Origin of the sequence: Burkholderia sp. Ac-20349, from assembly GCF_017104865.1 — a bacterium.
GTDB classification, from domain to species: Bacteria; Pseudomonadota; Gammaproteobacteria; order Burkholderiales; family Burkholderiaceae; genus Burkholderia; species Burkholderia aenigmatica.
In genome coordinates, this window is sequence record NZ_JAAGPM010000002.1 from 65852 (window position 1) to 82573 (window position 16722).

General features: G+C 62.5%; 14 protein-coding genes. 8 read left to right on the forward strand and 6 right to left on the reverse strand.

Translation table 11 applies throughout. The features are described 5' to 3' along the window. Nucleotides 1-314: 314 nt before the first annotated feature. A complete protein-coding gene (locus G3N61_RS01215) occupies nucleotides 315-1241 on the reverse strand; it encodes a LysR family transcriptional regulator (protein ID WP_043186147.1) in 927 nt (308 codons plus the stop codon). A 116-nt stretch (nucleotides 1242-1357) separates the two neighbouring features. Here G3N61_RS01215 and pobA point away from each other — a divergent pair, with 116 nt between their 5' ends. From pobA to G3N61_RS01250, 7 genes are all read left to right on the forward strand, one after another. Next, a complete protein-coding gene (gene pobA, locus G3N61_RS01220; protein WP_043186144.1) occupies nucleotides 1358-2590 on the forward strand; it encodes a 4-hydroxybenzoate 3-monooxygenase in 1233 nt (410 codons plus the stop codon). Between the two features lie 143 nt (nucleotides 2591-2733). Beyond that, on the forward strand, nucleotides 2734-3450 hold the full coding sequence (locus G3N61_RS01225; protein ID WP_043186141.1) for a 3-oxoacid CoA-transferase subunit A: 717 nt from the start codon (nucleotides 2734-2736) through the stop codon (nucleotides 3448-3450). Nucleotides 3451-3518: 68 nt separating this feature from the next. Then, on the forward strand, nucleotides 3519-4175 hold the full coding sequence (locus G3N61_RS01230; protein WP_034189746.1) for a CoA transferase subunit B: 657 nt from the start codon (nucleotides 3519-3521) through the stop codon (nucleotides 4173-4175). Nucleotides 4176-4262: 87 nt separating this feature from the next. Then, complete coding sequence (locus G3N61_RS01235) at nucleotides 4263-5636, forward strand: 3-carboxy-cis,cis-muconate cycloisomerase (RefSeq protein ID WP_205821141.1); 1374 nt, start codon at nucleotides 4263-4265, stop codon at nucleotides 5634-5636. Then, complete coding sequence (gene pcaD, locus G3N61_RS01240; protein WP_205821142.1) at nucleotides 5636-6421, forward strand: 3-oxoadipate enol-lactonase; 786 nt, start codon at nucleotides 5636-5638, stop codon at nucleotides 6419-6421. The genes G3N61_RS01235 and pcaD overlap by 1 nt, the downstream gene beginning before the upstream one ends. A gap of 10 nt (nucleotides 6422-6431) precedes the next feature. Continuing rightward, the gene (pcaC, locus tag G3N61_RS01245; protein WP_034206288.1) at nucleotides 6432-6818 is read left to right on the forward strand and encodes a 4-carboxymuconolactone decarboxylase; all 387 of its coding nucleotides are present in this window, start codon (nucleotides 6432-6434) and stop codon (nucleotides 6816-6818) included. A gap of 421 nt (nucleotides 6819-7239) precedes the next feature. After that, nucleotides 7240-8598 carry an MFS transporter gene (locus tag G3N61_RS01250; protein WP_205821143.1) on the forward strand — a complete coding sequence of 453 codons (1359 nt, stop codon included), beginning with the start codon at nucleotides 7240-7242 and terminating at the stop codon, nucleotides 8596-8598. Nucleotides 8599-8658: 60 nt separating this feature from the next. Here G3N61_RS01250 and G3N61_RS01255 read toward each other — a convergent pair whose 3' ends face one another. The 4 genes from G3N61_RS01255 to G3N61_RS01270 form a co-directional block, all read right to left on the reverse strand. Continuing rightward, nucleotides 8659-8907 (reverse strand): hypothetical protein, encoded by a 249-nt coding sequence (locus tag G3N61_RS01255; protein WP_043186116.1) that lies wholly within the window; start codon nucleotides 8905-8907, stop codon nucleotides 8659-8661. Between the two features lie 110 nt (nucleotides 8908-9017). Continuing rightward, entirely contained in the window at nucleotides 9018-9632 is a 615-nt protein-coding gene (locus G3N61_RS01260) for a LysE family translocator (RefSeq protein ID WP_043186113.1), read from the reverse strand. Nucleotides 9633-10022: 390 nt separating this feature from the next. Continuing rightward, complete coding sequence (locus G3N61_RS01265; RefSeq protein ID WP_205821144.1) at nucleotides 10023-10802, reverse strand: hypothetical protein; 780 nt, start codon at nucleotides 10800-10802, stop codon at nucleotides 10023-10025. Beyond that, nucleotides 10777-11793, reverse strand: a complete 1017-nt coding sequence (locus G3N61_RS01270; protein WP_205821145.1) for a type VI immunity family protein — start codon at nucleotides 11791-11793, stop codon at nucleotides 10777-10779. The genes G3N61_RS01265 and G3N61_RS01270 overlap by 26 nt, the downstream gene beginning before the upstream one ends. Before the next feature lie 1069 nt (nucleotides 11794-12862). Here G3N61_RS01270 and G3N61_RS01275 point away from each other — a divergent pair. Beyond that, on the forward strand, nucleotides 12863-13987 hold the full coding sequence (locus tag G3N61_RS01275) for a porin (protein ID WP_043186104.1): 1125 nt from the start codon (nucleotides 12863-12865) through the stop codon (nucleotides 13985-13987). Between the two features lie 2180 nt (nucleotides 13988-16167). Here the strand turns inward: G3N61_RS01275 and G3N61_RS01280 are convergent. Next, the gene (locus tag G3N61_RS01280) at nucleotides 16168-16632 is read right to left on the reverse strand and encodes a glycine zipper domain-containing protein (protein WP_043186102.1); all 465 of its coding nucleotides are present in this window, start codon (nucleotides 16630-16632) and stop codon (nucleotides 16168-16170) included. Between the last annotated feature and the right edge of the window lie 90 nt (nucleotides 16633-16722).

Below are 16722 nucleotides of genomic sequence, written 5' to 3' on the forward strand. Positions count from 1 at the left end.
TGCGGGTCGCGTATGAGGCCTAGGGCCTGTTCCCGCTCATAACGGGCTTGCGAACGTGCGTTGCCGGTCGTAGTGCAAGGAGTGAGGAGCGCCGTTTGGCCGAGCCAAACAAGCGACGATCGACGCCGCAATACGGCCGGCAACGCGCGTTCCCCTGTTTGGAAAAATTCATTCGTGGGGCTGGCCGCCAGAAGGGCCGATCGCCGCGTCATGCTCCTCGCGAATACGTCGAGTATTCGCTTCGTCGCATTCCTTGCGCTCGGCCCTTCTGGCGGCCAGCGCAAGCCCGTTATGAGCGGGAACAGGCCCTAGACTCACTTCGGCCATTCGTCCTGCTCGTCGTTGAACAGCGACGCGACCACGCCGCGCAGCCACGCGGTGCGCGGATCGTTGTGGTACTTGCGATGCCAGTGCTGCTTGAGGTCGAAGCGCGGCAACGCGAGCGGCGGTTCGACCGGCACGATGAACGCGTGTTCCGCCGCATACGCATAGCCGATCGCGTGCGGCACCGTCGCGATCAGGTCGGTGCGGCTCAGGATGAACGGCAGGCTCATGAAGTGCGGCGTCTCGAGCACCGCGCGGCGCTGCATGCGTTGCTTCGCGAGGTACTTCTCGAGCACTTCCTGGCTGCGGCCTTCGGCGCGCACCACCGCGTGCCCGCACGTGAGGAACTGCTCGACCGTGAACGGCGGCGCTTGCTCGAACGGATGGCCGCGCCGCATCAGGCACACGAACCGGTGCGTGAACAGCCGCTGCTGAAAGAAGTTGTTGCCGTCGAGATCGGGAAAGTAGCCGACCGCGAGATCGATCGTCCCGGCTTCGAGGCCGCGACCGACCTCGTCGTGCGCGAGCGAGACCGAGCGCAGGTTCGCATGCGGCGCGCGCGTCGCGAACGCCTGCAGCAGCTTCGGCAGGAACACGATTTCGCCGACGTCCGACAGCGCGATCGAGAACGTATGCGTGCTCACGGTCGGGTCGAAGTCGTGCGGCGCGACGAGGCCGCGCTCGATCTGTGCGAGCGCGTCGCGGGCGGCCGGCAGCAGCGCGAGCGCACGCGGCGTCGGCTCCATCCCGCGCGACGTCCGCACGAACAGCGGATCGCCGAAATACTCGCGCAGGCGGCCGAGCGCCGTGCTCACGCGCGGCTGGCTGACGCCGAGCAGGTCGCCCGCGCGGCTCACGTTGCGCGTGTCGTCGAGCGCGACGAGGTAGGGAATGAGGTTCAGATCGAGCGTATCCATCGCCAGGCCAGTATCGTCAAAACGTATACAACATATCTCCTGAATCGCGTTGCCGCATAGTCGGGAAAGCGCTCAAATGTGTTCCACGATTCGAATTAATGTTCAGGAGACGAACAATGCGCACCCAAGTCGCGATCATCGGCGCCGGTCCGTCCGGCCTTCTGCTGTCCCATCTGCTGCGCCTGCAAGGCGTCGATTCCATCCTCGTCGAAGCGCGTTCGCGCGAATACTGCGAGAACCGCATCCGTGCCGGCGTGCTGGAGCAGGGCACGGTCGACACGCTGAACGAAGCCGGCCTCGGCGACCGGATGCGTCGCGAAGGGCTCGAACATCACGGCATCGAACTGCTGTTCTCGGGCCAGCGCCATCGCATCGACCTGTCCGCGCTCACCGGCGGGCGCGCGATCACCGTCTACAGCCAGCATGAAGTCGTGCGCGACCTGATCGCGGCCGGCGTCGAGCATGGCCACGCGATGCACTTCGAAGTGAGCGACGTCGCGTTGCACGACGTCGAAGGCGAGCACCCGTTCGTCACGTTCAAGCATGCCGACGGCCGCGAAGACCGCATCGACTGCGACTACATCGCCGGCTGCGACGGCTTCCATGGCATCGCGCGGCAGACGATTCCGGCGGAGCGGCTGAACACGTTCGAGCGCGTCTATCCGTTCGCATGGCTCGGCATCCTCGCCGACGCGGCGCCGTCGCTCGACGAGCTCGTCTACGCGCATCACGACAACGGTTTCGCGCTGTTCTCGATGCGCTCGCCGACGGTCACGCGCCTGTACCTGCAGTGCAAGCCCGACGAAGACCTCACCGAATGGTCCGACACGCGGATCTGGGACGAATTGCACACGCGCTTCTCGAACGACACGGGCTGGACGCCGACCGAGGGCCGGATCACGCAGAAAAGCGTGACGCCGATGCGCAGCTTCGTATCCGAGACGATGCAGCACGGTCGCCTGTTCCTCGCCGGCGACGCCGCGCACATCGTGCCGCCGACCGGCGCGAAGGGGATGAACCTCGCGGTGGCCGACGTCCGCGCGTTGTCCCGCGCGCTCGGCGCGCGCTACCGCAACGGCGACGCGACGCTGCTCGACACGTATTCGGCGACCTGCCTCGAACGCGTGTGGCGCGCCGAGCACTTCTCGTACTTCATGACGAACATGCTGCACTCGTCGCCGGAGGATTCGCCGTTCGTCAATCGCCTGAAGTTTGCCGAGCTGAAATATGTGACGCGCTCGCGGGCTGCCGCGCAGGCGCTCGCCGAAAACTACGTCGGGCTGCCGTTCGACGATGCGACGGCCCCCGAGGGAACCCGCCTTGACAACGCGCTGTGCGCGACTCTATGATCGGCCCATCGTTCGCTAATCGAATCTAGGTTCGAATAGCGAACAAATACCGGGATCGAGATCGGCCCCGGCGCGGCACGCGGCACGCGCGTGTCCCCTCGACAGGCCGCGCATCGAGCCGCGGGTTCGTATCAGGAAGAGACATGGTCAACAAGATTTTCGAATCGCTTCAGTCGGCGGTGGCCGACATCCACGACGGCGCGACAATCATGATCGGCGGCTTCGGCACGGCCGGCATGCCGTCCGAGCTGATCGACGCGCTGATCGAACAGGGCGCGCGCGACCTGACGATCGTCAACAACAACGCGGGCAACGGCGAGACGGGCCTCGCGGCGCTGCTCAAGGCGAAGCAGGTGCGCAAGATCATCTGCTCGTTCCCGCGCCAGAGCGACTCGCAGGTGTTCGACGGGCTGTACCGTGCCGGCGAAATCGAGCTGGAGCTCGTGCCGCAGGGCAACCTCGCGGAGCGTATCCGCGCGGCGGGCGCCGGCATCGGCGGCTTCTTCACGCCGACCGGCTACGGCACCAAGCTCGCGGAAGGCAAGGAAACGCGCGTGATCGACGGCAAGCCGTATGTGTTCGAGACGCCGATCCATGCCGATTTCGCGCTCGTGAAGGCGTACAAGGGCGATCGCTGGGGCAATCTCGTGTATCGCAAGACCGCGCGCAACTTCGGGCCGATCATGGCCAGCGCCGCGAAGGTCGCGATCGTGCAGGTGTCGGAAGTCGTGCCGCTCGGCGCGCTGAACCCGGAACACATCGTGACGCCGGGCATTTTCGTCCAGCGCATCGTCGAGGTGCCGCAGGCCGCGCATGCGGCCGAGCTGGCCGCCGAACACGCCACGTCCCAAGCCGCCTGAGCGCCCGAACTTTGTATGGGACCGGAGTAAGCGCTGAAGCGCCAACTCCGGTCGACAGGAGCATTCAAATGAAACGACTGACCCGCGATGAAATGGCCAAGCGTGTCGCCCAGGACATCCCCGAAGGCGCGTATGTGAACCTCGGCATCGGCGTGCCGACGCTGGTGGCGAACCACCTCGACCCGAGCAAGGAAATCTTCCTGCACAGCGAGAACGGGCTGCTCGGCATGGGCCCCGCGCCCGCGCCCGGCGAGGAAGACGATGAACTGATCAACGCCGGCAAGCAACATGTGACGCTGCTCACCGGCGGCGCGTATTTCCATCACGCGGATTCGTTCGCGATGATGCGTGGTGGCCATCTCGACTACTGCGTGCTCGGCGCGTTCCAGGTGTCCGCGACCGGCGACCTTGCGAACTGGCATACGGGCGCGCCCGATGCGATTCCGGCGGTCGGCGGCGCGATGGATCTCGCGATCGGCGCGAAACAGGTGTTCGTGATGATGGAGCACCTGACGAAGCAGGGCGAGAGCAAGATCGTCGCGCAGTGCTCGTATCCGGTTACCGGCGTGCAGTGCGTGAGCCGTATCTATACGGATCTCGCGGTGCTCGACGTGACGGCCGACGGCCTCGCGGTGAGCGAGATCTTCACCGACCTGTCGTTCGACGAACTGCAGAAGCTGACCGGCGTGCCGCTGATCGACGCGACGCAAAAGGCCGCTGCCTGAACCACCGGCGTGCCGGCGCGTGTCTCGCGCGCAGGCCGGCACGCTTGGGTGGACAATAGGCGCACGCCGTTTCCCCAATCTGATGCCATGCTCGAAGACAGCGCCCGCCTGACCTCCCTCATCTGCGGCACCGAGCCGCTCAACCGGATCTGGTCGCCCCGCGCGACGATCCAGCGGATGCTCGACGTCGAGGCTGCACTCGCGCGAGCGCTTGCCGCGCAGCAGGTGATTCCCGCCGCCGCGGTCGCGCCGATCGAGCGCGCGTGCGATGCCAGCCGGCTCGACGCCGACGCACTCGCGCACGGCGCGGCGCTCGGCGGCAATCTCGCGATTCCGCTCGTCAAGCAACTCACCGCGCAGGTGAAGGCCGACGATCCCGAGGCCGCGAAGTTCGTGCACTGGGGAGCGACGAGCCAGGACATCATCGATACCGCCACCGTGCTGCAGTTGCGCGACACGCTCGACGTGCTCGAGCCGATGCTCGACGAAGCATGTGCGTCGCTCGCGGCGCTTGCGCGCACGCATCGCGCGACACCGATGATCGGCCGCACGTGGCTGCAGCAGGCACTGCCGATCACGCTCGGCCTGAAATTCGCACAATGGCTCGATGCGCTGCTGCGCCATCGCGCGCGCTTCACCGAATTGCGCGAGCGTGCGCTCGTGCTGCAGTTCGGCGGCGCGGCCGGCACGCTCGCGAGCCTGCGCGAGCAGGCGGCCGGCGTCACGGCCGCGTTGGCGGCGGACCTGAAGCTCGCGGCCCCGGCCGTGCCGTGGCACACGCAGCGCGACCGCATCGCGGAAGCCGCGTCCTGCTTCGGGATGCTGACGGGTACGCTCGGCAAGATCGCGCGCGACGTATCGCTGCAGATGCAAACCGAAGTCGGCGAACTTGGCGAGCCGGCCGCCGCCGGCAAGGGCGGCTCGTCGACGATGCCGCACAAGCGCAACCCGGTCGGTTGCGCAGCCGTGCTGACGGCTGCCGTGCGTGCGCCGAACCTCGTCGCGACGGTGTTCGCGGGGATGGTCCAGGAACATGAACGCGCGCTCGGCGGCTGGCAGGCCGAATGGGACGCGTTGCCCGATCTCGCGCGCCTGACTGGCGGCGCGCTTGCGCAGATCGCGCAGATCGTCGCGGGCCTCGACGTGAACACCGAACGCCTGGCCGCGAACCTCGGCCTGACGCGCGGGCTGATTCTCGGCGAAGCGGTGATGCTCGCGCTCGGCGACAAGATCGGCCGGCTCGACGCGCACCACGTCGTCGAGCATGCGTCGAAGGAAGCCGTACACACGGGCGCGACGCTGTTCGACGTGCTCGCCGCCGATGCGACCGTATCGGGGCACCTGTCGCGCGACGCGCTCGCGCGGCTGCTCGATCCCGCTCATTACGTCGGCGAGGCGCAGGCCTACGTCGACGCCGTGCTCGCGCTGCACGCGGGCGCGCAATCACCAGGAGAACATTGATGCCTTTCGCCACTGTCAACGGCGTGAAACTGCATTACCGGATCGACCGTGCCGCGCGCGACGACGCGCCGTGGCTCGTCTTCTCGAACTCGCTCGGCGCCGACCTGCAGATGTGGGCACCGCAGATCCGTCCGCTCACGCAGCACTTCAACATCCTGCGCTACGACATGCGCGGCCACGGCCATTCCGACGCGCCGGCCGGTTCGTACACGGTCGAGCAGCTCGCCGGCGACGTGATCGGCCTGCTCGACCACGTCGGCATTGAACGCGCGCATTTCTGCGGGATCTCGATGGGCGGGCTGACGGGCGCTGCCCTCGCCGCACGCTTCCCGTCGCGCATCGTTCGCGCGGTGTTGTCGAACACCGCCGCGAAGATCGGCTCGCCGGAAGTGTGGGCGCCGCGTGCGCAGAAGGCGCGTGCCGAAGGGATGGCCGCGCTCGCCGATGCCGTGCTGCCGCGCTGGTTCACCGACGCGTTCGTCGAGCGTGAGCCGCGCCTGTTCGATGCGATCCGCGACACCTTCGTGCATACCGACAAGGACGGCTATGCGGCGAACTGCGACGCGCTGAATGCGGCCGACCTGCGCGAAGAGGTGAAAGGCATCGCGCTGCCGGTGCTCGTCGTGACCGGCGCGAAGGACATGTCGACGCCGCCCGACCAGGGCCGCGCACTGGCCGCCGCGATTCCGGGCGCGCAGCACGTCGAATTCGACGCCGCGCATATTTCGAACATCGAGTGCACCGACGGCTTCAACCGCGCGCTGCTCGATTTCCTGACCGCGTGAGGCACCGGCGATGGATGACCAGGAACGTTACGAAGCAGGGATGAAGGTGCGTCGCGCAGTGCTCGGCGACGCGCACGTCGACCGTTCGCTCGAGAACCGCACCGAGGTGACCGACGAGTTCCAGAACCTGATCACGCGTTATGCATGGGGCGAGATCTGGACGCGCGACGGCCTGCCGCGCCATACGCGCAGCCTGCTGACCATCGCGATGATGGTGGCGCTGAACCGTGGCGAGGAACTGGCGCTGCACCTGCGCGCCGCGCGCAACAACGGCGTGACGCGCGACGAGATCAAGGAAGTGCTGCTGCAGACCGCGATCTATTGCGGCGTGCCGGCCGCGAATTCCGCGTTCCATCTCGCGGACAAGATCTTCAAGGAGCAGGATGCGGCCGGTTAAGTGCCGGACGTAGTTCGATGTTGAGTCGAGGCCCGCTGATGGTTGGCGGGCCTCTGCGATGAATGAACGCGCCGGCAGAGCATCGGCGCGCGGCGCACCGGATGGCCGGCGCGCGAACAAAGGCAAGACGCGGTTCCGAGGTCGCGTCGCTTATAAACAATTAGCTATGCATGCGACCAGGGTAAGCGCTAAGGCGTCAACCTGGATCGACCGCGAAGCATGGGATCCAGGTAAGCGCTAAGGCGCCAACCCGGATCGACCGCATAGCATGGGATCCAAGTAAGCGCTAAAGCGCTAACCTGGATCGACCGCATAGCATGGGATCCAAGTAAGCGCTAAAGCGCTAACTTGGATCGACCGCATAGCATGGGATCCAGGTAAGCGCTAAAGCGCTAACCTGGATCGACACAGGAGACTAGCGATGAATCGCACACCCGTGGTCGATGTCCAGACCTTCATCAACGAGCAGCCGTTCGGCGGCTTTCAATGGCTCGTATTCCTCATGTGTTTCGTCATCGTGCTGCTCGACGGCTTCGATACGGCCGCGATCGGCTTCATCGCGCCGTCGCTGCTCGGCGAATGGAACCTCACCAAACCGGATCTCGCACCGGTGCTGAGCGCCGCGCTGTTCGGCCTCGCGTGCGGCGCGCTCGTGTCGGGCCCGCTGTCCGACAAGCTCGGGCGCCGCTCGCTGCTGCTTTGCTCGGTATTCCTGTTCGGCGTCGCATGCCTGATGTCCGCCTTCTCGACCACGATCGGACACCTGACGATCCTGCGCTTCATCACCGGCGTCGGGCTGGGCGCGGCGATGCCGAACGCGGTCACGATGATGGGCGAGTTCTGCCCGGACAAGCGCCGCGCGACCGTGATCAACCTGATGTTCTGCGGCTTCCCGCTCGGTGCCGCGTTCGGCGGCTTCCTGGCCGCGTGGATGATTCCGCATTTCGGCTGGCGCAGCGTGCTGATCCTCGGCGGCGTGACGCCGCTGCTGCTCGGCGTGCTGCTGTTGCTCAAGATGCCGGAATCGGTGCGCTTCATGGTCGCCAACGGCCAGAACGTCGACAAGATCCGCGCGACGCTCGCGCGCATCTCGCGCGATGCACTGAACGCCGGCTCGTTCGCGATGACCGAAGCCGCGCCGCAGACCGGCAGCAAGGGCCTCGGCGTCGTGCTGTCGCGCTCGTACATCGTCGGCTCGGTGATGCTGTGGCTCGCATACTTCATGGGGCTCGTGATCTTCTACGCGTCGATCAACTGGATGCCGATCCTGCTGAAGGATGCCGGCCTGACGCCGAAGAGCGCGACGCTGATCTCCGCGCTGTTCCCGCTCGGCGGAGTGGGCGCGGTGCTGTGCGGCGTGCTGATGGACCGCTTCAACGCGAACCGCGTGATTGCCGTGTGCTACGCGCTGACCGCGGTGAGCGTCTATGCGATCGGGCAGGCGGCCGGTAACGTCGGGCTGCTCGTGCTGGTCGTATTCGTGGCCGGCGTGCTGATGAACACCGCGCAATCGTCGATGCCGGCGCTTGCCGCCGCGTTCTATCCGACCGAAGGGCGTGGCACGGGTGTTGCGTGGATGCTTGGCGTCGGCCGCTTCGGCGGGATTGCGGGATCGTTCCTCGTCGCCGAACTGACGCGCCGGCACTTCTCGTTTGCAGGCGTGTTCGCGACGATCGCCGTCGCGGGCTTGCTCGCGTGTGTCGCGCTGCTGATCAAGCAGATGGCGCGGCCGCATGGCGTGACGCAGCCGGCAGGCAAGATCGAATCGCTCGGGCATTGAGCGCAGCGCGGGCCGGTGCGATGCGCCGGCCCGCCGATACGGCGGCCGTCGGGCCGCCGGCTATTCCTCCGCGTCGTGTTTCTTCACGAAGTTGCGCAGATACGCGCGCAGCGCGGCCTCCCGGCTGCGATGATCGGCGAGGTTCGCGGCGCCCATCTCTTCCTCTTCGCCGAACATCGTCGGCGGCGCGCCGTAGGTGCCGATCTCGATGTCTTCGCGCAGCACGCGAATCTCGTGCGTGAGCGGGTGATATTCGGCGATCCAGTGCATCCCCTCGATGTGTTCGCCCGCCCTCAGCAATGGCTTCATCAGCACTCTCCCGGCAGCAGCGGCGCAACCGGCGAAACGGTTGCGCGCGCCCGTACCAAAAGGGTACGCCTGCATCGGACGAATCTCAACGGGCGCGCGGTGAGCGCTCACTACGCCAGCAGATGCGCGACAAGCGGATACAACGACAGGACGAGCAGCGCGGCCATCGTCATGTTGAAGATGCGCAACGCGCGGCGGTTCGACAGGAACCGGCGCAGGCCGAGGCCGAACGCAGCCCACAGGCTGATGCACGGGAAGCCGATCAGGATGAACACGACGGCCATCCACGCGGCGTTCATCCCGTAGTCGGCGGACAGGCGGATCGTCGTTGCGGCGGTCAGCACCATCATCCAGGCCTTCGGATTGATCCACTGGAACGCGGCGGCTTCGATGAACGTCATCGGCCGCGGCTTGCCGCCGTGCGCCTTCACTTCGCCCGATGTGCCGATGCGCCACGCGAGGTACAGCAGGTACGCGACGCTCGCGGCTTCGAGGATCGTGTAGAGCAGCGGGACGCGCTTGAATACCTCGCCGAGCCCGAAGCCGACGCAGAGCATCAGGATCGCGACGCCGATGCTGATGCCGCACAAGTGCGGCATGGTGCGGCGGAAACCGAAATTGACGCCGGACGCGAGCAGCATCGTGTTGTTCGGGCCGGGCGTGATCGTCGTGACGAGCGCGAACAGCATGCCGGCTGGCAGCGCGCTCAGGGTGAGGAATTCCATCGCGGATTCTCCATTCGATTCTGGACTGGGATGGAGGTCAGTTTAGCGACGGTTTTCTGTACAGTACCGGTACAGTTTGTTTGACGATTGCCGGTACGGGGGAAAGGGTGGGATGGTTGCTGTGGGGCGTTGTTGTTTCTCAGAGAAGATGCCCGGGGTCTCAATGTGTTGTCGTTGAATAAAAAACTGCGTTACACGCAATTTTGATGACGTATAACTCTCTATGAGAGAATATTGTGGTCGATATTTTGCAGTGTTTTATTTTTACGCAATATTAAATCTACATCATCGTGTTGTTGCCGCACTGAGGGTACCCAACCGCCACTTCACTTCGAACGCTCATCGGCAGAGGCAGGAGCGGGGGAGCGTGTACGGCTATCCGACATGGCATCAGGTCACCGTCAGTCGACGGATTTTTCGGCCGTCACGATGAATTCTCGACAAATAGCCGACGAGTGCGTCGAAACACGCCGGATCGACTCTGAATACGTAGTCGAAACTCGAAGCAATCGTATGCGAATCATACTGATAGGTGCCGCTCGCGAACGTTCCCACGTTCGCGGGATCGACGCCCGGCGGAGCGAAGCCGCTCCGGGCGACAACGTTCGCCCATGTCTCGATCGCGGCACATATCGGGGTTGCGACGTCTTTGGCGAGGGGCTGATCGAACTCGATTTGTACTTCACACTCGTGAATCGAATCACGCCCGTCGAGCTTCTGCACGAACGCAAATGGCGCATCAACCGGGGGGCGAGGCCATTCCCCTTGATCCACGACAAGCTCCCGCTCGACCGCATTCGCGTCAGGTTCTTCAATGTGCACGATGCTGGAGCGAATGCCCATCGCCGCCAGTAGATTGGTCGCGACCCGCCACTGCCATGCCGGCAGATGATCCGTGGCAATGCGCCAACGTTGCGTTTCGCTCGCTGGATCCCATGTCGACGACATGACCGTCGCCGATGCCCGGCGATTCTCGCGAGCGTCGCTCACATAAAAGCCAAGATCGATGTACCCGGTAAATAACGGCAACGGATCAGACATGACCAGATCGGAAGCCTCAAGCGAGGTCCCTTCTGCATTTTTTTCGAGATAAGCGACGCCCATGCCGCGTCCCGTGATATCGACTCGCATCACGCATACCTCGTCAATGATTCGATCGATCGAAGACATCGAGCCAATCCTGCACCCCGTGCTGTCGAAACTCCCACGGCAGCAGGCCGCCATCCACCGAATCGAGCCTGACCGGCCGCACCAGTTTTGCCACAGGACTGTATGCAGCAACGTAATCGTCGCGAGAGGCGTCTCCGAGTTGCGGCTCCGGCGTGGCCTGCAGGCACACACCATGTTTGAGCCGGCGCATACGCACCGCTGTTCCGGCAATGTGTTCCTCGATCCCGGAAATGCCGCCGATCCAGTCGACCTGATTCTCGCTCAGGAAGGTCAACCAGTTCGCCCGTTTCAGATAGGGACGCGCAATGGCTGCCTGATGCCGCTCCGTGAACTCGGGGTCGCGCTGCCGCAACTTGTTGCCAACGCCGACCATGACGCTCGCGACATCGAACCCAGGATATCGCTGCATCAACGCGGCTACCCGATTGCGGGTTTCCGTATCTAGATCGGGGGATGGAAAATTGATGGGAAAGTTGAGCCCGAATCCACAGGATCCCGAAATAAAGCGTCTGTTCGCCACGATATCGAATTCGCACAGCCAGTCTGCGACACGATTGCCGGTCACCAGCGGATGGTCGAGCGGCAACGTCAAATTGAGGATCGTGTGCATCGGGAGTGACCGCTGCTCGGTCGCACGCCATTGCTTGAGTTCGTCAGGCGTCGGTTCGACATGCGGACGATGGGCGAAGTCGATTCGCAGGCTGCCGGCCGTCGCCCCCGCATCGGCGCCATTTTCCATCAAGCAATAGAATTTCTTCGGAAAAGGGACGGGGTTTTCGCACCAGGTCTTGACGAGACTTTCCGCCCGCTTGTTGATGGGCTTCCAGCGTCCGTCGCCGGTGTTGTAGTGCGTCAGGCGATCGCCCAATGCTTCCCGCGCGCGCCTGTAGAAATCGAAGATTTCAGGACCTTCGTCGAACTCCATCGCCCACTCGAACGACAGGCACGGACTGATCAAAGCGACATCGGCCCTTTCGAAACCAAGATTCATTGCGTCTTGCATCACGCTCCTCACGGAATGACGAATTCGGGAACCATACCCCCAGCCCCAGCTCCGCCCAAGCCAAAAGATGGCAACCCATTGGGAGATTCCAAAAGAGGCATGCCATACATCCCCATCGCCGGAACCTCTTTCACGACCTCTTCTTGTTGGACCTTCGTACCCTTCCCACACCCGCATTTCTTCGGGCCCAGGTTCGAGTCCTCATTGGAGTACGGATTACGCCCGCCGTTCTGCTGCTCGTTGATCGTGTTGTAGTCTTGACGCTGCAATTTGCCATTGCCCGCGCCGGGGTTCGTACGCCAGGTATCGACCGTTCAACTCGGCTCAGGCCTCCAGATTTTGGCACCACCCAAGGCGCTTACCCGGTATTTGTGGTCGCGAAGCACGATTCATTTTAGGAATCCTTATCTGATTGTATCGCAGGCCGTCGCACAAAAATGGATGTGGCTGCAGTTCCAGGTTTACATAAACGCAGACTCGTCCAGTCCATCGAGTGAACTTGGTGGATCGATGTCCATCGTGTCCCCGTTATATCACCGCGATTTACCCGGCGGTGCGCCGCTGTCGTTGTGGGTTCGAGTTTTTTCGGAACTACCTCGCGTTCCTAGTCCCGCTGAGGAGGTCAGGACTATCGAGACGATGGATCAACCGTTGCCTAGGGAGTACGTCGGGATGAAGCCGATCAATCTGGGCACGAACAAGCGATCTGGTTGGCTCGAGAAATGTTGAGATTGTGTGGCGTAGTTTTTTGGCTACTGTCAAGGCCTGTGCATAAGAAAATTGCGGCAAAGATACCGTGTGAATGTTCACGGGGGTGCGCAAAAAAATCATTTAATAACAGTGGCTTATGTATTTTCGTTGGTTTGATATTGTGAAAATAGAAATACATAATTTCTTCTTTGTGGCGAGGGTCGTTGCTTTCTCCGCTCTTACACTCGCGATTCCCAAACGGGCATCTGTCCGGACATGACCAACAGAACAAGGTCCTCCGGGCGGTTGCAGACCGTTTATGAACAAGGTCGCGAGACCTGCCTCTTTTTAGAAGGGAGCTCCACGAATGAACAAGACTCTGATCGTTGCAGCAGTTGCCGCATCGTTCGCTACCGTCGCTCACGCGCAAAGCAGCGTCACGCTGTACGGCGTGCTGGACGCAGGCATCACCTACCAAAGCAACGTCCAGACCGCATCCGGCCAAGGCAAGTCGCGCTTTTCGATGGGTTCGGGCATTGACCAGAGCCGTTTCGGCCTGCGTGGCTCGGAAGATCTCGGTGGCGGCCTGAAGGCAATCTTCACGTTGGAAAGCGGCTTCAACATCGGTAACGGCAAGTTTGCGAACGGCAACGGCGGCATGTTCAACCGCCAGGCTTTCGTCGGCCTGTCGAGCCAGTACGGCACGGTCACGCTGGGTAAGCAGTACGACGCGACGCAAGACTACCTGGCGCCGCTGACGGCAACGGGTTCGTGGGGCGGCACGTACTTCGCGCACCCGCTGAACAATGACCGTCTGAGCACGAACGGCGACGTCGCGCTGAACAATACGATCAAGTACACAAGCGTGAACTACGCGGGTCTGCAATTCGGCGGCACGTACTCGTTCTCGAACAGCACGAACTTTGCCAACAACCGTGCATACAGCGCCGGCGTGTCGTACCAGTACCAAGGCCTGAAGGTGGGTGCGGCGTACTCGCAAGCGAACAACGCTGGCCTGTCCACGTCGGGCGCGGTGAACCCGTCCGTCGATACGAGCGGCAACGCCTTCGGCATTCAGGGCCGCACGCGTACGTATGGTGTTGCAGCAGCATATGCATTCGGCCCGGCACAAGTCGGCGCGGCATGGACGCAATCGCGCCTCGACAACCAGACGAACGGCCTGGGTACGCTGCGCGCTGACAACTATGAAATCAACGCGAAGTACAACCTGACGCCGGCTCTCGGCTTGGGCGCTGCCTATACGTACACGAATGCGAAACTGAACAACAACAGCACTCACTGGAATCAGTTCGGCGTGCAAGCCGACTACTACCTGTCGAAGCGCACGGACGTCTACGCTCAGGCGGTGTACCAGCGTGGCACGAAGGGCGCCGGCTTGGGTTCGTCGATCTACAACGGCGATATCAACGCGTTCCCGAGCTCGAAGGTCAGCCAAACCGCAGCAACGGTTGGCCTGCGTCACCGCTTCTAAGCGTGACGGCTGGCTAGTCAGTTCCGAAAAAAGCGCCCTCGGGCGCTTTTTTTGATGCCTGAATTCAAGGCTAGAGAATTATAAATATCGCGAAACGCTGGCAAATTGCAGATTTTGATAACTGCCTGTCGTATGAGCTGTTGGTAGTGTGCCCGTGTAGATGCGAACTCTGCTGTTCGCTGTGTCTCATGTAAAAAATGACGTCGCCTGAATTTATCGTATTGCTTTGAGCGATTTGCGTCACTGCGTTTTGGCGGCATGGTGTGCTTTATTCATTTGTGGTCATGTGTGAATTCCCAATGACTTGTTGATGCCGCTGATGTGCAAGTGTGGATGAATTCTTGTGCGTGGTGTTGGGGCTGTCAGAAAGGTGCTGCAACCTAAATTCTCAGGATCAGATGATTCCGAATAAAGCGCAGGGTTGCGGGCGTTCTGAAATTTTAGATGGTTTGCTGAAAATTCAGGCGCCAATGCGGCGGGATTGTGACGGCGAAGTGAGGGAGCATGCTTGAGAGATTGCGACAGTGCGTTGCTAAATATGGTTGGCAATGTTTGACGAGTGAGTGGATGGGTGTCAATTCACGTCATCAGTTCGCTTGCGCTCATGGGCACGTTTTTGAGCGTGTGGCATTGACCTTGCTCTATCGAAGTAGCGGTGCACCGGTATGCATATTCTGTCGGCAGGAAGATATTCGTGATAGATGGTTGGGTAAATTGGCAGAGCGAGGGGGGACGCTTCTGAGTGGTCCATTCGTTGGATTATTTGCGCGTTACCAAATTCGTTGCGCAGCGGGGCACGAGTGGAGCGTGGAGGGAAGGAAGATCAGTGAGGGGCGTTGGTGTCCGATCTGCGCGCATAGTGACGGGACGCGACGAAGCTGTTGTTCGGATGGTTTGGCCCGGCTTCACGCTAAAGCACAAGAGAGAGACGGAAAATGTCTTTCATCCAGCTATACGATCGAAAGTCGTCTATATAGATTCGAATGTGCGAAGGGGCATCGTTGGGAGGCCAGGGCAAACGATATCTTCCGGGGAACTTGGTGTGGTCGTTGCGCAAAATTAACCACCTCCGGGCAGGTGGATCCCAATGGATTGGCACGTCTGCAGGCGGCCGCCCGAGAAAAGGGAGGGGTTTGTTTGACGGATGCGTATGTGGGTTCAGCCGCGAAATACCCTTTTCGTTGTGCGATGGGCCACGAATGGGTGGCAATAGCTAGTCAGATTTGGCTCGGGCACTGGTGTCGGCAATGTGCAGGCCTAAAATTGCGTCAGACAATTGATGACATGCGAGCGCTTGCGACCGCTCGTGGTGGACTGTGTTTATCGAAAGAGTATCAGGGCCGTCGGACCAAATTGACTTGGCAATGCCATCGCGGTCATATCTGGGAATCTCGACCGATAAATATAAGTGCGGGAACATGGTGCCCGCAATGCGCGATTACCAACAGAGCTCGCCGTAGAGATAATTGAGCGCGGTACCGGCCTTAAAGCCCGAGGATGTGCATATCCCGTTTGGAAATAGTACAGTTCCCGCACCGCCAACCGTTACCGCGAAGTTCAGCCGCGTCGACCGGACGGTTCCCTGCACGATGCTCATCTCCCCCCTGCAAGACGCTATTTGGCAGCGTAAATGCTTCCGGGACCGAACTGCTCATTTGCGGCGTATAGGTTGTTCAGTCGACGATCGGGCCGACTGATGTGAAGCCTTTCTTGGCGCATCGCGTCATGTCAGTTGAAACGATGTCTATGAGTCACTCCGCTCGCGCGGCAAAGCGCCAGACGCGGTGGTCTCCACCAAACCACGGCGCGATTCACTTTGCTTGAATGCGTTGCGTCCTCGGCGATAGCGATTTCCTCACGCCTCGGCGGAAATGGCGCTGAGCTTCTCGAGATTGCGCTCGGCGTGGCCGCACGCATTGTCGTGCTGTGCGTGATGAACGGATTCCGAAGCGAAGTGTGCGACCGATGTGGTCGAAATGGGGGGCGGCGTTCACGATGGCGCTGCTGGCGACACGCTACCCGGGCTGGCGTAGTGCAAGCGTGAATTCGGCGGAAGCGCTGCATGCTGTCTGCGCGACCTCGGCGGGCGCGCAGACAGCGAAAATGCACCGTGTGACCTGACGGGCGGAACGTGCATTTCATTTCATCGCATGCGCGTTCGCCAGGCGTCAACGAACCGCTCAGTAAGCGTAGCGGTCGTAGTACGCCTCGTCGTCGCGATGCTTGTTGCGACGCATCTTGCGCATGTTGTCGCGGTCCCGTGCATCGTCGCGCTCCCGCGCGTTGCGGCCGAGGTTGCCGCCCAGTGCCGCGCCGCCGCCACCGCCGAGTGCGGCCCCCAGGAGCCCGCCGTTGCGGCCGCCCATCGCATGGCCGGCCGCGGTGCCCGCGCCGCCGCCGAGCGCACCGCCAATGATTGCGCCGTCGCGCTCGTCGCGGTTTGCCGCGATCGCGCCGCCGGCGCCACCACCGATCGCGCCGCCCACCACCGCGCCGGTGCGGCCGCCCAGTGCATCGCCGACGGTTGCGCCGGCGATGCCGCCCAGCGCACCGCCGAGCGCGTTGTCCCAGTTGTCCGCCGCGGCCGGCAGTGAAATTACCGCAGCCGCGGTGACGATAAATGCGGAGGCGATCTTCTTCAACATGCGAATGCTCTTCCTTGTGCTCAATCTGAAGTCTGGTTTCTTGCGTTGCTGCCGATTCGTTTCAACGAGTCCTTTAAACGAAAGGCCGGC

Excerpts from the sequence above, each read along its gene's own strand:
- G3N61_RS01215 (WP_043186147.1), bottom strand. The coding sequence starts at position 1,241 with ATGGATACGCTCGATCTGAACCTCATTCCCTACCTCGTCGCGCTCGAC.
- pobA (WP_043186144.1), top strand. The coding sequence starts at position 1,358 with ATGCGCACCCAAGTCGCGATCATCGGCGCCGGTCCGTCCGGCCTTCTG.
- G3N61_RS01225 (WP_043186141.1), top strand. The coding sequence starts at position 2,734 with ATGGTCAACAAGATTTTCGAATCGCTTCAGTCGGCGGTGGCCGACATC.
- G3N61_RS01230 (WP_034189746.1), top strand. The coding sequence starts at position 3,519 with ATGAAACGACTGACCCGCGATGAAATGGCCAAGCGTGTCGCCCAGGAC.
- G3N61_RS01235 (WP_205821141.1), top strand. The coding sequence starts at position 4,263 with ATGCTCGAAGACAGCGCCCGCCTGACCTCCCTCATCTGCGGCACCGAG.
- pcaD (WP_205821142.1), top strand. The coding sequence starts at position 5,636 with ATGCCTTTCGCCACTGTCAACGGCGTGAAACTGCATTACCGGATCGAC.
- pcaC (WP_034206288.1), top strand. The coding sequence starts at position 6,432 with ATGGATGACCAGGAACGTTACGAAGCAGGGATGAAGGTGCGTCGCGCA.
- G3N61_RS01250 (WP_205821143.1), top strand. The coding sequence starts at position 7,240 with ATGAATCGCACACCCGTGGTCGATGTCCAGACCTTCATCAACGAGCAG.
- G3N61_RS01255 (WP_043186116.1), bottom strand. The coding sequence starts at position 8,907 with ATGAAGCCATTGCTGAGGGCGGGCGAACACATCGAGGGGATGCACTGG.
- G3N61_RS01260 (WP_043186113.1), bottom strand. The coding sequence starts at position 9,632 with ATGGAATTCCTCACCCTGAGCGCGCTGCCAGCCGGCATGCTGTTCGCG.
- G3N61_RS01265 (WP_205821144.1), bottom strand. The coding sequence starts at position 10,802 with ATGTCTTCGATCGATCGAATCATTGACGAGGTATGCGTGATGCGAGTC.
- G3N61_RS01270 (WP_205821145.1), bottom strand. The coding sequence starts at position 11,793 with ATGAATCTTGGTTTCGAAAGGGCCGATGTCGCTTTGATCAGTCCGTGC.
- G3N61_RS01275 (WP_043186104.1), top strand. The coding sequence starts at position 12,863 with ATGAACAAGACTCTGATCGTTGCAGCAGTTGCCGCATCGTTCGCTACC.
- G3N61_RS01280 (WP_043186102.1), bottom strand. The coding sequence starts at position 16,632 with ATGTTGAAGAAGATCGCCTCCGCATTTATCGTCACCGCGGCTGCGGTA.